We start from the raw sequence: 15,861 nt of genomic DNA, 5'->3' as shown, positions 1-15,861 counted from the left end.
TTCAATTCATAGCGTAGAAGACCGTAGGAATTGTCTCTATATCACTTCGAAATAAAAAGGCACCCCATAAAACAAACCTCACCAGTGCAAGCTTTTGCGCAATCAGTTCAGAAATTCCTGAAGTGATTATTTACAAATACCGATTCAATTGTACTTTTGGTTGACAGACTCTTCGCCGATCACTCAATAAAAACAGACCGCGAAACCTATGAGCACATCCTGCGACCGAACGGCAGCCTCCAGCCCCGCACTGAAGATTGAAACCCGCTCCATTGACTACATACCGCGTCATGAACGCCACGGCAAAGTCTGGCACCAGGCACCTTTCTGGTTCACCGGCAACTTCGTACTGACGACCATGGTTACCGGGTTTACCGGTGCAGCCTTGGGCCTGAGCCTGGTGTATGCGCTTCTAGCGATTGTCATCGGTGTAGGCCTGGGCACCTTTGCCATGGCCTTCCACGCCAATCAAGGCCCTCGCATGGGCTTGCCGCAGATGGTCCAATCGCGGGCGCAGTTCGGCCTGCGGGGGGCGATAGTACCGTTCATCGCGGTCGTCTTCGTGTACATCGGTTTCAACGTCTTCAACGTGATTCTCGCAACAGATGCCATCAACACGGTGCTGCCTGGCGACCGCGCGCCGTGGTACGCCTTGATGATCATTCTGGCGGTGATCATTGCCGTGGTCGGCCACGACCTCCTGCACACCATACAACGCTGGCTGACGTACGTGATGATCAGTGTTTTTGCCGTGTTGACGGTGGCTGCATTAATGAGCCTGCAAGCCGACTCGGCAGTGGTCGACGCACACTTTTCCTGGTCGGCCTTCTTGATTCAACTGTCAGCCGCTGCGGGGTACCAGATCAGCTACTCCGTGTACGTTTCGGATTACTCGCGCTACCTGCCGCATACCACACCCGCGCGCAGCGTCGTTACCTGGACCTATCTGGGAGCCGCCGGCTCGGCGCTATGGCTGATGTCACTGGGGGCTTTCCTTGCATCGGCCCTGCCCTCCCCTGATGCTATCGCCAGCGTTCAGGCCGTGGGCAACCAAGTCATACCCGGCTTTGGTACCTTTACCGTATTGATCGCGGTACCAGCACTGGTGGGCATCATGGCGGTCAACTGCTATGGCGCCATGCTCACCGGAATCAGTGCCATCGATGGCTTCAGATCAATCAAGCCACGCCTCAAGAGTCGAATCATCGGTATCAGCCTGGTGGCCGCAGTGATTTTTGTGATCGCCCTGAGCATCCCGGAGAGTTACCTGCACAGCTTCAATAACTTCGTACTCTTGATGCTGTATTTCCTGGTGCCTTGGACGGCGGTCAACCTCGCAGACTTCTATGCTGTGCGAAAAGGGCGCTACGCAATCAGCGAACTGTTCAACCCGGCCGGCATCTACGGCCGCTGGTCAAGTGCAGGGCTCACTGCGTATTTCGTAGGCATCGCGGCGATGATCCCGTTCATGTCCCTGGGCTTTTACCAAGGGCCGGCAGCCGTGTGGCTGGGCGGAGCCGACATTGCATTCGTAGTGGGCCTGACCGTCTCGGCTACCACCTATTGCATCATGGCCCGCAGCATCGATCACACCCGCGAGGTCCGTGCCATCAAGGCCAGTGAACGCCTGTTAGAGGGAGAGTAGTCATGACATTGATAACGGTCGCGTGCCATCAACTGGCACCCCGTATTGGCGATCTTGCTTACAACCGGACGCTCAGCGAGGGGGCGATCCGTGGCGCAAGCGGCCTCGCAGCGCAAGTCATCGTTCTGCCGGAACTGATGCAAAGTGGCTACGCCTTCATGACCCGCGAGGAGGCGTATGCGGCCTCCGAAGCAGATGACGGTCCGACGCTGAGCCTATGGTGTGCCCTGGCCAATGAACTGGATATCATTATCGTCGCCGGCTTCTGTGAACGCCTGAGTGCTGGACGAGTAGCCAATAGCGTTGCGCTGATCCAACCCGAGGGCCGGCTGACGGTGTATCGAAAAGCCCACTTATGGAACCGGGAAAAGCTGATCTTCACGCCGGGCACCGAACCTCCTCCCGTCGTTGAAACCCGGGTCGGACGGATCGCAACGATGATTTGCTACGACCTGGAGTTGCCTGAGTGGGTCCGCCTTGCAGCCTTGGCTGGTGCCGACCTGCTATGCGCTCCAGTGAACTGGCCGGAGGGTCCACGCCCGGCCGGCGAGCGGCCGGGGGAAATTGTCCGAGTCCAAGCCAGCGCGGCAGTCAATCGCATGTTCATTGCCGCCTGCGACCGCTACGGCGCGGAGCGAGGCATCAATTGGGTAGGCGGCTCGACCATTGTCGATGCCGACGGTTACCCGTTGGCCGGGGCAGTCTCCCATCAGCAGGAACAGCGGCTCGTCGCTCAACTGCCTCTGGCCGAGGCCAGAGACAAGTTCATCAGCGAGCATAACCATGTTCACCATGATCGAAGGCCCGTTCTGTACTGACTAGAACTCGATACGCACATCGCCCTTCGGCACACTGCAGCACGACAGGATATAACCCTCGGCTTCATCCTCTTCAGTAATCCCGCCGTTGTGCTCCATCTCCACCTCCCCGCCCAGCTTCATCACCTTGCACGTGCCGCAGATGCCCATGCCGCACGCTTTCGGGATCAACAGCCCAAGCTTGGCCGCCGCCGCATGCACCGTTTCGCCCGGCGCCACGCGAATGCTTTTGCCGGATGCGATGAATTCCACCTGGTGCAGGTCCGCCAGGTCGACTTCCGGCGCATCCGCCGCTTGTTCGGCCTGCTCCACCGCGTCGGCCCGCGCTTCCGCTGGCGTCGCGCCAAAGGACTCTTCGTGATAGCGCGTCATGTCGAAACCGGCGGCTTCCAGCAGGCGCTTCACCGCGCTCATGTACGGCGTGGGGCCGCAGCAGAACACTTCGCGCTCCAGGAAGTCCGGCACCATCAGTTCCAGCATCTTGGGGTTCAAGTAGCCACGGTAGCCGGCCCAGGGCTCTCCAAGACCATGCTTTTCGCAGATCAGGTGCAGGCTGAAGTTGTCGATCCGCGACGCCATGTGTTCCAGCTCGCGGTGGTAGATGATGTCCTTGGGTGAACGGGCGCTGTGCACGAACGTCATGTCGACATTGGCGTTGGTGTCGTAGAACCAGCGTGCCATGGACATCACCGGCGTGATGCCGACGCCGCCGCTCAGGTACAGCACTTTGGGGCTCGGGAAGTCGATCGCATTGAACAGCCCGACCGGCCCGTGCACCGCCAGCTCCTGGCCTTCATGCAGCGTATCGTGCAACCAGTTGGAAACGCGGCCGCCCGGCACGCGCTTGATGGTCACCGAGAAGCTGTAGGGCACCGACGGCGAACTGGAAATGGTGTACGAGCGCATGATCGGCTGGCCTTCGATCTCCAGCTCCAGGGTGACGAATTGCCCCGGCTTGAAAAAGAACAGGATCGGCTGGTCGGCCATGAAACAGAAGGTGCGCACGTCCCAGGTTTCCTGGATGACTTTGACGCAACGGACAATGTGCCGACCATTGGCCCAGGTCTGGGTGGTTACCGGGTTCAGGAAATTATTGGACATGTTGTTCTCCACCGCCGAGGCTCGGCCTTATGGTGGCGATTCTGCGTAACGCGCGAATCGCCCATTTACCTATCTGCGACGTTCACATACTTACCGCGACCAGCCCCCAACGACAGGGGCTTGCGCGTCGGGATCAGATTGGGCCATGTCGCCCATGGATAAGGTTCGACCCCACGCCGGGCCCACACTCGCTCCCAACAAAGATGCGTTCTTTACGCCTTGCTGCAAACCTGATCAGCCACTATTCGCCGGCCACACAGAATGGCCATGAGGACATACACGATGGACGTCACCGCAACCTTAAGCTTGGGCGATCCGCTGGAACCCGCACGCAAGGCCACCGCGCACATGCTGCAAGAGCGCGAACGCACCTATTCGCTGCCGCAGCCGTTTTACTCTGATGAGCGGCTGTTCGATATCGACATGCAGGAAATCTTCCAGAAAGAGTGGTTGATCGCCGGCATGACCTGCGAAATCCCCACCAAGGGCAACTACCTGACCCTGCAAGTGGGCAAGAACCCGATCATCGTGATCCGTGGCGCCGAAGGCGTGGTGCATGCGTTTCACAACGTGTGCCGTCACCGTGGTTCGCGCTTGTGCACCAGCGACAAGGGCAAGGTTGCCAAGCTCGTGTGCCACTACCACCAGTGGACCTACGAGCTGGACGGTCGCCTGTTGTTTGCCGGCACCGAGATGGGCGCCGACTTCGACATGAAGCAGTACGGCCTCAAACCGGTGAACGTGAAGACCGCCGGCGGCTACATCTTCATCAGCATGGCCGAGAACCCGCCGGCCATCGATGACTTCCTGTCGACCCTGAACCACTACATGGAACCCTACGACATGGAGAACACCAAGGTGGCGATCCAGACCACCTTGTTCGAGAAAGCCAACTGGAAGCTGGTGCTGGAAAACAACCGCGAGTGCTACCACTGCAACGCGTCGCACCCGGAACTGCTGAAAACCCTGCTGGAATGGGACGACGTCACCGACCCGCGCGCCGACCAGGCGTTCAAGGACCACGTCGCCGCTTCCGCCGCCGCCTGGGATGCCGAGAAGATTCCTTACGCCCACGCCAGCTTCGGCCTGCGTAACCGCATCGTGCGCATGCCGCTGCTCAAGGGCACCGTGTCGATGACCCTGGACGGCAAGCAGGGCTGCGCCAAGTTGATGGGCCGGATCAAGAACCCCGATCTGGGCTCGATGCGAATCCTGCACCTGCCCCACTCGTGGAACCACTGCATGGGCGACCACATCATCGTGTTCACCGTGTGGCCGATCAGCGCCCAGGAAACCATGGTCACCACCAAGTGGATCGTGCACAAGGACGCCGTGGAAGGCGTGGACTATGACGTGGAGCGCATGCGCCAGGTGTGGGACGCCACCAACGACCAGGATCGGCGCTTGGCCGAAGAGAACCAGCGCGGCATCAACTCCACCGCTTACCAGCCGGGGCCGTACTCCAAGACCTATGAATTCGGTGTGGTGAATTTTGTGGATTGGTACAGCGAGCGCATGCTCAACAACCTGGGGGCAGCGCCTGCGCCTTACCTCAAGGGCGTGGCCGCGCACGAGTAACTGACACACCGTGGATCAAATGTGGGAGGGGCTTGCCCCCGATTGCAGTGGTTCAGCCGGCAACTTCATGGGCTGATGCACCGCTATCGGGGACAAGCCCCTCCCACATTAAGAGTCTGAGCTGTTCAAAATTTGAGCAACAATAGTCTAGCCCGCTGCGGCTGGGCGCTTCAGCGGTTACCCAACAACTTATCCACAAAGCCACCCACAGCAATTGTGGGCAACTGCCGGCTGCCTTCAAAATTAAACCAGGAAAATCCGTGACTTATTCATATTCATGGATTTAACACACGCCTGATCGTTTTTTGATCAATCCATTGAAAGCCACGGGCTACGTGCCCTGCAGCGGTACGCGAACACCTTATCCACAGAAGCACCAACAGACTTTGGGGGCAACTTTGCCCACACTGTGGAAAACCACCCCAAAGCTGCATATCTCGGGGGATTCAGGGGTGTTTAGCAGGGTAAACACGACAATTGATCATATTTTGATCGCATCGAGCAAAGCCTTTATCTATAAGGCCCCCAGCCGACAGCGAACATCTTATCCACAGAAGCGCCAACAGACTTTGGGGGCAAGTCTGTGCGTCGATACGGGAAAAACCTCAGGAAAAACCGCCAGTTAGGCTGGTTATTTTTCATACAGAGGGCTGCAGGGCATGATGCACTGGGGGTGTAGACAACCGCGAACAGGTTATCCACAGGCGCATCAACAGCGATTGTGAGTAAACATTTGTAGAGCGAGCTTGCTCGCGAAGAACCAGAGAGCGCCGCGTTAAAACCGGACACGCTGCGTTATCGTTAACGTTTTTCGCGAGCAAGCTCGCTCCTACAGCGGATCAGCGTACGACGCCTTCTTCTATGAGCAATTTGAGTATGGCCTGCGCGCCCTCTTCAGCACTCACGCCCTTGAGCACTTGCCCACCGCCTCCGCTGGCCTTGGCCGTCGCGGCCTTCATGCGATCAGCGCCGCTCTTGGCCTTGATCACCTTCAGGCGCTTGGGCCGGGGCTTGGCCGGTTGCAGCAGCGCGTCTGTGAATAACTCATCCTGTTCAATCTCGACGTCGTGGGCGGCAAGCTCGCCACGCTGCGCGGGGCCGTAGGCACTCTGGCGCGGCTTGGGGGCGGCGTTATCCACCGTCGCCAGAAACGGCAGGCGCACCTTCAGGCGCCGTCGCTGGCCGCGTGGCAACGCCTGCAGCACATGGGCCACGCCGGCGTCGATGGACTCGACTTGAGCCAGCCCCACAATCAGCGGCCAACCCAGTTGCTCGGCCAACAGGAACGGCAGCATGCCCGAGCCCTCACCGGTTTCCGCCTGGCTGCCGGTGAGCACCACCTGGGCGCCGGCGTCGCGCAGATAGTCGCTCAACACCGGCAACGCATCGGCACCGGCCGGCTGTTCCAGCACATGCATCTGGGCCAACCCCATGCCCAGGTAGCTGCGCAAGGTCGGCTCGCTGATGTCGCCGGCGTGCAGCACCTGCAACTTATCCCCAGCCATTTGCAGGCCAAGCTCGACGGCACGCGCATCCTGTTCGGCACGGCGCGGGCGCCCGGAAGTGGGATGGGCGCCGATGGATACCAGGCTGATTACATTGGTTGTCATGGTCATGTCCCTAGGCTGCATTGCGCTTGGCGCCGTTGCGGTAGGCCTCGACCGCAGCGATCAAGGCGTGCAGAATCGCGGCGCTTTCGCCGATCACCGACAGGTCGGCACGCTTGATCATGTCGCAGCCGGGGTCGAGGTTGATCGCCACCACCTTGTCGCAGGCACCGATGCCTTGCAGGTGCTGGATCGCCCCGGAAATACCCACGGCCACGTAAACCCGCGCCGTGACCCAGGTGCCGCTGGCGCCGACCTGGCGATCGCGCGCCATGAAGCCATCGTCCACCGCAACCCGTGAAGCGCCTTCGGTGGCGCCCAGGGCGGCGGCGGTCTGATGGAACAGCGCCCAATCCTTCACGCCGTTACCGCCGGAGAAAATGAATTCGGCTTCGGCCATCGGAATCGCCGCCGGGTCCACTGCCACCGCGCCAAGGTCTTCGATACGCGGCAGGCTGCGTGCCAGGGTTGTGGATAACTCCACGGGCAACACTTCATGGCGCGTCTCGCTGACCGGATCGGCGCATTCGACGGCGGCGAGAATCAGGCGCGGCAGCGGCCGCGCCAAATCTTCCTGGCCCGCGCCGGCGCGACCGATACACGACTCGCCTTTGATCTGCCACACCCGCGTAGCCGGGCGTTCCTTGAGGCTGGCGGCGAAACGGCGGCCCAGTTCACCGCCACCGCTGCGGCTGTCGGGCAGCAACCAGTGACGCGGGTTGAACTGGTTATCCACAGCCCGCAGGCCCTGGACGCGTTGCTCCGGTGAATAACCGTCGAATTCATGACCATCCAGTACCAGCAGGCGGTCTACGCCGGCGGTGGCAAATGCATTTTCCTTGTGTTCACCAAACACCACCGCCAGTACCGCGCCGTCACTGCCGGCCAGTTGTCGGGCCAGGCCGAGCACATCGCGGTCGTGGCTGCTCAATCGGCCGCCGACCATATCGGGCACCACGTTGATGTAGAACGCCGGCGCCGCAACCTGATGCAGCGGCAGTTGCACTTGCACCGCCGCCGTACGCTTGGCCGCACCGCCCTGTTGCGCGCCGCTGCGGTCGATGCGCTTGATGCCGTTGGGGCCGATAAACCCCACACCGTGCACATTCTTGCGAATGACGCCGTTAGGCCCCATCCAGCTCTGTTGCACCGGCTGCATCGCCGCATGCAGCGGGTGCAGGCGATTGCGGGCGATCCATTCGGCCCGTGGGTCGCGGCGGATAATGTCGCTCATCAGTGCACCTCCGCAGGTTCACGTTTGGGGGGCGCCTTGGCAGGCACGGCGTCTTCAAGCAGCGCGTCGGCCACCAGTTCGGCGATGTCCTTGATCAGCGGGCGCGGTTCGACCACGCCTTCGAGCATTGCGGTGCACTGCGGGCAACCCACGGCCACCAGCTCGGCGCCGGTTTCGCGGATGTCGTCCATGCGCATATCCGGGATACGCTGCTTGCCGGGAATGTCCGTGATCGGTGCTCCGCCGCCGCCGCCGCAGCAGCGCGAACGGAAGCCCGAACGTTGCATCTCCTTGACCTCGATACCCAGCGCGCGCAGCACTTGGCGCGGCGCCTCGTATTCGCCGTTATAGCGACCCAGGTAGCACGGGTCGTGGTAGGTCACGCTGGTGCCTTTGTGCTGGCCCAGGTTCAGCGCGCCGTCGCCGATCAACTCGGCCATGAAGGTGCTGTGGTGCTGCACGAGGTAGTTGCCGTTGAAGGCGCCGTACTCGTTTTTCAGCACGTGGAAACTGTGCGGGTCGCAGGTGACGATGCGTTTGAAACTGTACCTGGCCAGGGTCTGGATATTGCGCGAGGCGAGCAGTTGGAACGTCGCTTCATCGCCCAGGCGCCGCGCCACGTCGCCGCTGTCGCGCTCTTCAAGACCGAGTACCGCGAAGTCCACACCGGCCGCCTTGAGCACCTTGACGAACGCGCGCAGGGTGCGCTGGTTACGCATGTCGAAGGCACCGTCACCGACCCAGAACAGCACGTCGCAGCTGCTCTTGTCGCTGAGCAGCGGCAGGTTCAGGTCCGCCGCCCAGTTCAGGCGACCGCCCGGGGCGAAGCCGCCGGGGTTGTCGGTGGCGATCAGGTTTTCCAGGACTTCGGCGCCCTTGTTCGGCGTGGCGCCCTTTTCCAGGGTGAGGTGGCGACGCATGTCGACGATGGCGTCGACGTGTTCGATCATCATCGGGCACTCTTCCACACAGGCGCGGCAGGTGGTGCACGACCACAGGGTCTCGGCGTCCACCAGGCCGTTGACGATCGGCTGGTGCGGGTTGCCGGCGTGTTCACCAATCGGTTTGCCCGGGTACGGGCTGCCGGCGAACTTGGCATCGGTGCCACCGGCCAGGCCGACCACCATGTCCTGGATGAGTTTTTTCGGATTCAACGGCTGCCCGGCCGCGAACGCCGGGCACGCCGCTTCGCACTTGCCGCACTGCACACAGGCGTCGAAGCCGAGCAATTGGTTCCAGGTAAAATCCCTGGGTTTTTCCACACCCAGTGGCGCGGTCTTGTCGCTCAGATCCAGCGGTTTCAAACCGGTGGAACGGCCGCCACCAAAGCGTTCGGCGCGGCGGTGCCAGGCCAGGTGCAGGGCGCCGGCGAAAGCATGTTTCATCGGGCCGCCCCAGGTCATGCCGAAGAACATTTCGGACACGCCCCACAGCACGCCCACGCCGAGCAGCGCAGCGAGCAGCCAGCCACCGAAGTCGGCGGGCAGAATGCCGGCCACCGGCAGGGTCACCAGGAAGAAACTCACCGAAAATGCCATCAGGCTTTTCGGCAGGCGCATCCACGGGCCTTTGGACAGGCGGGCAGGCGGATTGCGGCGGCGCAGGTACATGAAGATGGCGCCGACAAACATCAAGGTCGAGGCCAGCAGCAAGGCGTAACCGAGGATACGGTTTTGCAGGCCGAACCCATGCACCAGGATCGCCAGCAACGCCGACAGCACAAAACCCAGCGCCGTAGCGACGTGGGTATTGGCGATGTATTTGTCGCGGGCGACCACGTGGTGCAGGTCGACCATGTAGCGCTTGGGCATCGCCAAGAGGCCGCCAAGCAGGTCGACCTTGGAGGCGCGGCCACGGCGCCACATGTTTGCCCGGCGCAAGGCACCGAGGACCGCGAGGCCCAGGGCGGCAAACAGGAGAATAGGCAGCAAGGTGTTCAACATGGTGAAGCTCCCAAAGACCACACAGGCCTACTGTGAAACTGGCCTTGAATGTGGGAGGGGGCTTGCCCCCGATGGCGGAGTGTCAGTTGATACAGCTGTCGCTGAACCACCGCTATCGGGGGCAAGCCCCCTCCCACATTTGACCGCGTTCACCTCATCAAAAGTCTTTGCACAGGCGCAGGGCGTCGTAGATCGCAGCGTGGGTATTACGCTGGGCCACACAGTCACCGATGCGGAACAGCAAGTACCCTTCACCCGTCTCGCTCAGGCACGGCTGCGGCTTGATCGCGAACAGGGCTTCGACGTCCATCTGGCCCTTGTTGCGCGAGCCTGGCTTGAGGGCGTAGTAAATTTCCTCGTCCGGGCGCACGCCGTTTTCGATCACCACCTGGTCCACCACCCGCTCCTCCTGGGCCCCGGTGTATTCGTTCTCCAGCACCGCCACCAGTTTGTCGCCTTCGCGGTAGACCTTTTCCAGCATCATGTCGCCGGTCATGATCACTTCCTTGGGGTACATGCTGCGGTAGTAAGTCGGGAACGACGTACCGCCGATGGCCACGCCCGGCTTGATATCGTCGGTGACGATCTCGACCTGGCAGCCTTTGTCCGCAAGGAAATCCGCCACCGACATGCCGGTGAATTCGCAGATGGTGTCGTACACCAGTACGTTCTTGCCGGGTGCGACTTTGCCGTCGAGCACGTCCCAACTGCTCACCACCAACCCTTCGGCAGCGCCCCAGTGTTCGTTCTGCTCGATGAAGGGATGCCCACCGACGGCCAGCACCACCACGTCCGGGCGCAGGTCGAGGATGGTGTCGGCATCCGCCGCCACACCCAGGCGCAGGTCGACTTTCAAGCGTGCCAGCTCCAACTGATACCAGCGCGTGATACCGGCAATCTGGTCACGCTGCGGCGCTTTCGATGCCGTGGTGATCTGCCCGCCGATAAACTCTTTCTTCTCCAGCAGGGTTACGTCGTGGCCACGTTCGGCGGCGACACGTGCAGCCTCCATACCGGCAGGACCTGCGCCCACCACGACCACCTTGCGCTTGGGCCCGGCGGACTTCTCGATGATATGCGGCACGCCCATGTATTCACGGGAGGTCGCGGCGTTCTGGATGCACAGCACGTCCAGGCCCTGGTACTGGCGGTCGATGCAATAGTTGGCGCCGACGCACTGTTTGATCTGGTCGATCTGGCCCATCTTGATCTTGGCGATCAGGTGCGGGTCGGCGATGTGCGCACGGGTCATGCCGACCATGTCGACATAGCCGCCTTCGAGGATGCGCGTGGCCTGGTTCGGGTCCTTGATGTTCTGCGCGTGCAGCACCGGGACCTTGACCACTTCCTTGATACCGGCTGCCAGGTGCAGGAACGGCTCCGGCGGGTAACTCATGTTCGGGATCACGTTGGCCAGGGTGTTGTGCGTATCGCACCCCGAGCCCACCACGCCGATGAAGTCGAGCATGCCGGTGTCGTCGTAATACTTGGCGATCTGCTTCATGTCTTCGTGGGACAAGCCGTCCGGGTGGAACTCGTCACCGCACAGGCGTATGCCCACACAGAAGTCGTCACCCACTTCGGCACGTACGGCCTTGAGCACTTCCAGGCCGAACTTCATGCGGCCCTCGAAGCTGCCGCCCCATTCGTCGGTGCGCTTGTTGACCCGCGGGCTCCAGAACTGGTCGATCATGTGCTGGTGCACAGCGGACAGCTCCACCCCGTCCAGGCCACCGGCCTTGGCCCGACGCGCAGCCTGGGCGTAGTTGCCGATCACGCGCCAGATCTCTTCCGGCTCGATGGTCTTGCAGGTGGCGCGGTGCACCGGCTCACGTACGCCGGACGGCGACATCAGGGTCGGCCAGTTGAAGCCGTCCCAACGCGAACGACGGCCCATGTGGGTAATCTGGATCATGATCTTGGCGCCATGCTTGTGCATGGCGTCGGCCAGGTTCTGGAAGTGCGGGATGATGCGGTCGGTGGACAGGTTCACCGAACTCCACCATTCCTGGGGGCTGTCGATGGCCACCACCGACGAGCCGCCGCAGATCGCCAGGCCGATACCGCCCTTGGCTTTCTCTTCGTAATACTTCACATAGCGGTCGGTGGTCATGCCGCCGTCGGTGGCATACACCTCGGCGTGGGCGGTACTGAGCACGCGGTTGCGGATGGTCAGTTTGCCGATCTGGATCGGCGCAAACATTGCTTCGAAAGCCATGGCACGGTCCTCGGCTTACAACGGTTTTACGGTGAACAGGCCATCATCGTGGCCCTCTTCGGAGCCTCCGTAGACTTGTTCGGCCACAGTGCGGATTTTGCTGCCGCGCGCTTGCAGGATCTGGTCCATGGCGCCGGCAAACCAGCCGGTGAACATGTAGTCCACTTTGCGCCCGACCTTGCCGTACACGTAGACGAACGCCGAGTGCTCAAGCTTGACGCTGGCGGTGCCTTTATCCAGGTCGATGTCCTGGATCTTGAACAGGCCCCAGCCGCGTTGCGACAGGCGCTTCATGTAATGCTCGAACACCGCGACGCCTTCCAGGCCGTGGCATTCGGCTTCTTTTTCACACCAGTGCCAGGCGGATTTGTAGCCGGCCTTGTAGAGGATTTCGGCGTAGGCGTCGGCGCCCAGTACTTCTTCGATACCCATGTGGTTGTTGACGAAGAAATGGCGCGGCACGTACAGCATGGGCAGGGCGTCGGAGGTCCAGACACCGGTTTCGCTGTCGACTTCGATAGGCAATTGCGGGGCAATCTTGGCCATGGAAACTTAACTCCAGAAAAATTCGTGGTGGTGTTGCCGATAGGTGTCTGGCTTATTCGCCCCAGACGTCCTTCAAGACGTTGACCCAGTTCTCGCCCATGATCTTGCGTACCACGCGCTCGGGGTGGCCGCGCTTGAGCAGGGTCTCGGTCAGGTTGGGGAACTCGCCCACGGTGCGGATGCCCAGCGGGTTGATGATCTTGCCGAAGCTGGTCAGGCGACGGGCATAGCCCTTGTCATGGGTCAGCATTTCAAAGAAATCCTGGCCATGGCCCTGGGTGAAGTCGGTGCCGATACCGATGGCGTCTTCGCCAACGATATTCATGGTGTATTCGATGGCTTCGGCGTAGTCGTCGATGGTCGAGTCGATGCCCTTGGCCAGGAACGGCGCGAACATGGTCACGCCGACAAAACCGCCGTGGTCGGCGATGAACTTGAGTTCTTCATCGGACTTGTTGCGCGGGTGCTCTTTAAGCCCGGACGGCAGGCAATGGGAGTAGCACACCGGCTTTTTCGATTCGAGGATGACCTCTTCGCTGGTCTTGGAACCGACGTGGGACAGGTCGCACATGATGCCCACGCGGTTCATCTCGCCGACAATCTCACGCCCGAAACCCGACAGGCCGCCATCACGCTCGTAGCAGCCGGTGCCCACCAGGTTCTGGGTGTTGTAGCACATCTGTACCACGCCAACGCCGAGCTGCTTGAAGATCTCGACATAGCCGAGCTGGTCTTCGAAGGCATGGGCGTTCTGGAAACCGAAGATGATGCCGGTCTTGCCGTGTTCCTTGGCCTTACGGATGTCCGCGGTGGTTTTCACCGGGATCACCAGGTCGCTGTTCTCGCGGATCAGGGTCTGGCTGGCCACGATATTGTTGATGGTGGCCTGGAACCCTTCCCACACCGACACCGTGCAGTTGGCGGCGGTAAGGCCACCTTTGCGCATATCCTCGAACAGGTCGCGGTTCCACTTGGCAATAATCAGCCCGTCGATAACGATGCTGTCGGCGTGCAACTCGGCTGGGCTCATCAGGCGTCCCCTTATTTTGGCGATTCATGCGCCGAATCGTCTGCCGGCGCTTTGGGGCCAGCATATGCCCAGGGGCCGACAGAGCCGGGTGCAAAAACGACAGGGGAATTGCCGAAAGCGTCAATCCACGACAAAGGCTGTTAAGAGAGGTCTGACTGGCGGCTGTTCTTTGTCTTACGCTTGAGCCAGAATTCCCGCATCACCTGATATGAGACGGCGCAATGAAATCGATTTTCCTGGCTTTGGCACTCATCGCAACCGGCGTCCACGCGGCCGAAGACACCGATAGCACGCCGTGCGACGGCATCGAAAACGACCAGCAAACCCTGGAATGCGCCACCTACAACAAAACCACCGCCGAACAATTGCTCAAGGACAACTATCAGGGGCTGCTGGAACGCATGGGTTCGACCTATGGCAGCGACAAGACCAAACTGGCGGACATTACCGCCCGTCTGAAGGACGCCCAGCAAAAATGGGAAAAACTGCGCGACGCCGATTGTGCGGTGGACACTTTCCCGGCGGTCACCGGGACCAAGGCCTATGCCATTGCGCACAACGACTGCCTGGCGCGGATGAGTGACGAGCGGTCGGAGTTTTTGGAGTCGATTGGGCAGGAATAAGCACACCTTTTCAACGCTACTACCTGACTATTTTTTTAATGGACTTTGCATGAAACTTACGCCGTCAGAATGGCTGGAAAAAATAGACTTCCTAATAAATAAAGCAGTAACCTCCGACCTCGACAGGTGGTGGGACGAAGACATCATCACCTACAAAATACTGAAAAGTTTTACCAAGAAGTTGAAAAAAGTAACGATCACATCTCCCGCCCCTCAAAACGTCGCATGGGACCTTTATAAATTTGCCGGAAAGAATTTTGAAACCAAGTATGGAGATATTGCCATACTTGTAAAATTCACTTTTCCAAACGGCACCGAAAAAGAGGGAGTTGCTTTTCTTGAAGCCAAGCGTTTCTATACGCAATACAGTCGCTTCAAAGCGCTTGATTTTGAACAGCTGCAACTTCAACTTGACAATACCCATGCCCACCGAACATTGCTGTATGTTGGCAGCGCCAGTTCGCGACACGCCACTAACTTGGAATTACAGTACTGCAGCACTTTCCAGCAGGACGCGCTCAGCGAAGGTCACGCATTGACAGTGCCCTCAGAGACCACTATTTCTCTTCATGATAAAAAGCTAACGCTCCTGGATCATTCGCTGCCTCTATCTTATATCTTGACAACGCGCTACCTGAAAGGAATGGAGCTCGATTACAACCCCGATACGGTTCGTCGTACGAAAGGCTTTATGAACGATAAAAGCGGCGTGAAGTTTCTACTGGTAACGCACATCACCTACGACCTGACGCTTGAGCCGGAACCTGGAAAAATAAAAATCGGTCGCCAGTACAAACTCGTCAGCCTGGTTCCAGACGACCCCATGCCAGCGAATTAAATAAACATCATAATGTCACTTTCCGCCTGACATCCCTGAGTACTCATATGACTATCTGCGGCATCGAAATCAAAGGCAGCGAAGCCATCATCGCCCTCGCTTCACTGGACAACCAGGCGCTGACCCACGTCGCCCTGGCCACCAAGAAAATCGCCCTTGAAGACGATGATGAGGCCGCCAACGTCAAAGCCTTCGCCGCGCAGGTGAAGGCGTTCGTGCAGGCAAACGCCATCACCCGCATTGCGATCAAAAAGCGCAGCAAAAAAGGTGAGTTCGCCGGCGGCCCGACGACGTTCAAGATTGAAGGAGTGTTTCAGTTACTGGACGGGGTGGAGGTGACGCTTTTGTCACCGCAAACCATCAATGCGCAGAACAAGAAGCACAACTTTGACCTGCCCGCGACGCTGAACAAGTATCAGCATGAGGCCTACAAAGCGGCGTGTTCGGCCCTGCTGAAAAAATAAGCCACACCAAAATCTACTGTGGGAGGGGGCTTGCCCCCGATGGCGGTGTGTCAGTCACTTATGTGCTGCTGACCCACCGCTATCGGGGCATAGATATCCACACAACTCTGTAGCGCCCAACTGTAACCACGATGCGAAGCGAGCCGCTCTTGATCTTGATCTGCTTTTGATCCTAGGCGCCCCGTTAAACCACGCTGGCCGAACGCAGGCTTGAAT

The 15,861-nt window shown here is 60.0% G+C and carries 13 protein-coding genes; 6 read left to right on the top strand and 7 right to left on the bottom strand.

What is annotated here, in order from left to right:
- Positions 1–208: 208 nt before the first annotated feature.
- Positions 209–1,645, top strand: coding sequence for a purine-cytosine permease family protein (locus BFQ00_RS17885; RefSeq protein ID WP_065885444.1), 1,437 nt, complete (start codon positions 209–211; stop codon positions 1,643–1,645).
- Between the two features lie 2 nt (positions 1,646–1,647).
- Positions 1,648–2,463, top strand: coding sequence for a nitrilase-related carbon-nitrogen hydrolase (locus BFQ00_RS17880; protein ID WP_065885443.1), 816 nt, complete (start codon positions 1,648–1,650; stop codon positions 2,461–2,463).
- Here BFQ00_RS17880 and gbcB read toward each other — a convergent pair whose 3' ends face one another.
- Entirely contained in the window at positions 2,464–3,564 is a 1,101-nt protein-coding gene (gbcB, locus tag BFQ00_RS17875; RefSeq protein ID WP_065934268.1) for a glycine-betaine demethylase subunit GbcB, read from the bottom strand. It lies immediately after the preceding gene.
- 282 nt (positions 3,565–3,846) lie between these two features.
- Between gbcB and gbcA the strand changes: the two genes are divergently transcribed.
- A complete protein-coding gene (gbcA, locus tag BFQ00_RS17870; protein ID WP_065885441.1) occupies positions 3,847–5,142 on the top strand; it encodes a glycine-betaine demethylase subunit GbcA in 1,296 nt (431 codons plus the stop codon).
- Between the two features lie 839 nt (positions 5,143–5,981).
- On the opposite strand, the gene BFQ00_RS17865 is transcribed toward gbcA, so the two are convergent.
- The 6 genes from BFQ00_RS17865 to BFQ00_RS17840 form a co-directional block, all read right to left on the bottom strand.
- A complete protein-coding gene (locus BFQ00_RS17865) occupies positions 5,982–6,752 on the bottom strand; it encodes an electron transfer flavoprotein subunit beta (RefSeq protein ID WP_065934332.1) in 771 nt (256 codons plus the stop codon).
- A 10-nt stretch (positions 6,753–6,762) separates the two neighbouring features.
- Positions 6,763–7,983 carry an electron transfer flavoprotein subunit alpha gene (locus tag BFQ00_RS17860; RefSeq protein WP_065934267.1) on the bottom strand — a complete coding sequence of 407 codons (1,221 nt, stop codon included), beginning with the start codon at positions 7,981–7,983 and terminating at the stop codon, positions 6,763–6,765.
- A complete protein-coding gene (gene dgcB, locus BFQ00_RS17855) occupies positions 7,983–9,926 on the bottom strand; it encodes a dimethylglycine demethylation protein DgcB (protein WP_065934266.1) in 1,944 nt (647 codons plus the stop codon). The genes BFQ00_RS17860 and dgcB overlap by 1 nt, the downstream gene beginning before the upstream one ends.
- A gap of 157 nt (positions 9,927–10,083) precedes the next feature.
- The gene (gene dgcA, locus BFQ00_RS17850) at positions 10,084–12,144 is read right to left on the bottom strand and encodes a dimethylglycine demethylation protein DgcA (RefSeq protein ID WP_065934265.1); all 2,061 of its coding nucleotides are present in this window, start codon (positions 12,142–12,144) and stop codon (positions 10,084–10,086) included.
- A gap of 15 nt (positions 12,145–12,159) precedes the next feature.
- Positions 12,160–12,690, bottom strand: coding sequence for a DUF5943 domain-containing protein (locus tag BFQ00_RS17845; RefSeq protein ID WP_008033249.1), 531 nt, complete (start codon positions 12,688–12,690; stop codon positions 12,160–12,162).
- Positions 12,691–12,742: 52 nt separating this feature from the next.
- Positions 12,743–13,720, bottom strand: coding sequence for a dipeptidase (locus tag BFQ00_RS17840; RefSeq protein WP_065934264.1), 978 nt, complete (start codon positions 13,718–13,720; stop codon positions 12,743–12,745).
- A gap of 221 nt (positions 13,721–13,941) precedes the next feature.
- On the opposite strand from BFQ00_RS17840, the gene BFQ00_RS17835 reads away from it, so the two are divergent.
- Genes BFQ00_RS17835 through BFQ00_RS17825 form a run of 3 tightly spaced genes read left to right on the top strand, consistent with a single transcriptional unit; the run spans position 13,942 to position 15,645 of the window.
- A complete protein-coding gene (locus BFQ00_RS17835; protein ID WP_065885435.1) occupies positions 13,942–14,343 on the top strand; it encodes a lysozyme inhibitor LprI family protein in 402 nt (133 codons plus the stop codon).
- Positions 14,344–14,392: 49 nt separating this feature from the next.
- Entirely contained in the window at positions 14,393–15,181 is a 789-nt protein-coding gene (locus tag BFQ00_RS17830; protein WP_065934263.1) for a hypothetical protein, read from the top strand.
- A 47-nt stretch (positions 15,182–15,228) separates the two neighbouring features.
- Positions 15,229–15,645, top strand: a complete 417-nt coding sequence (locus tag BFQ00_RS17825; protein WP_065934262.1) for a DUF3010 family protein — start codon at positions 15,229–15,231, stop codon at positions 15,643–15,645.
- Positions 15,646–15,861 lie beyond the last annotated feature (216 nt).

It is taken from the genome of Pseudomonas sp. 28 E 9 (genome assembly GCF_900004785.1).
In the GTDB taxonomy this organism is placed as follows: Bacteria; Pseudomonadota; Gammaproteobacteria; order Pseudomonadales; family Pseudomonadaceae; genus Aquipseudomonas; species Aquipseudomonas orientalis_A.
Note: the sequence above shows the minus strand (reverse complement) of the source record. Positions and strands in the feature narration are given on the sequence as shown.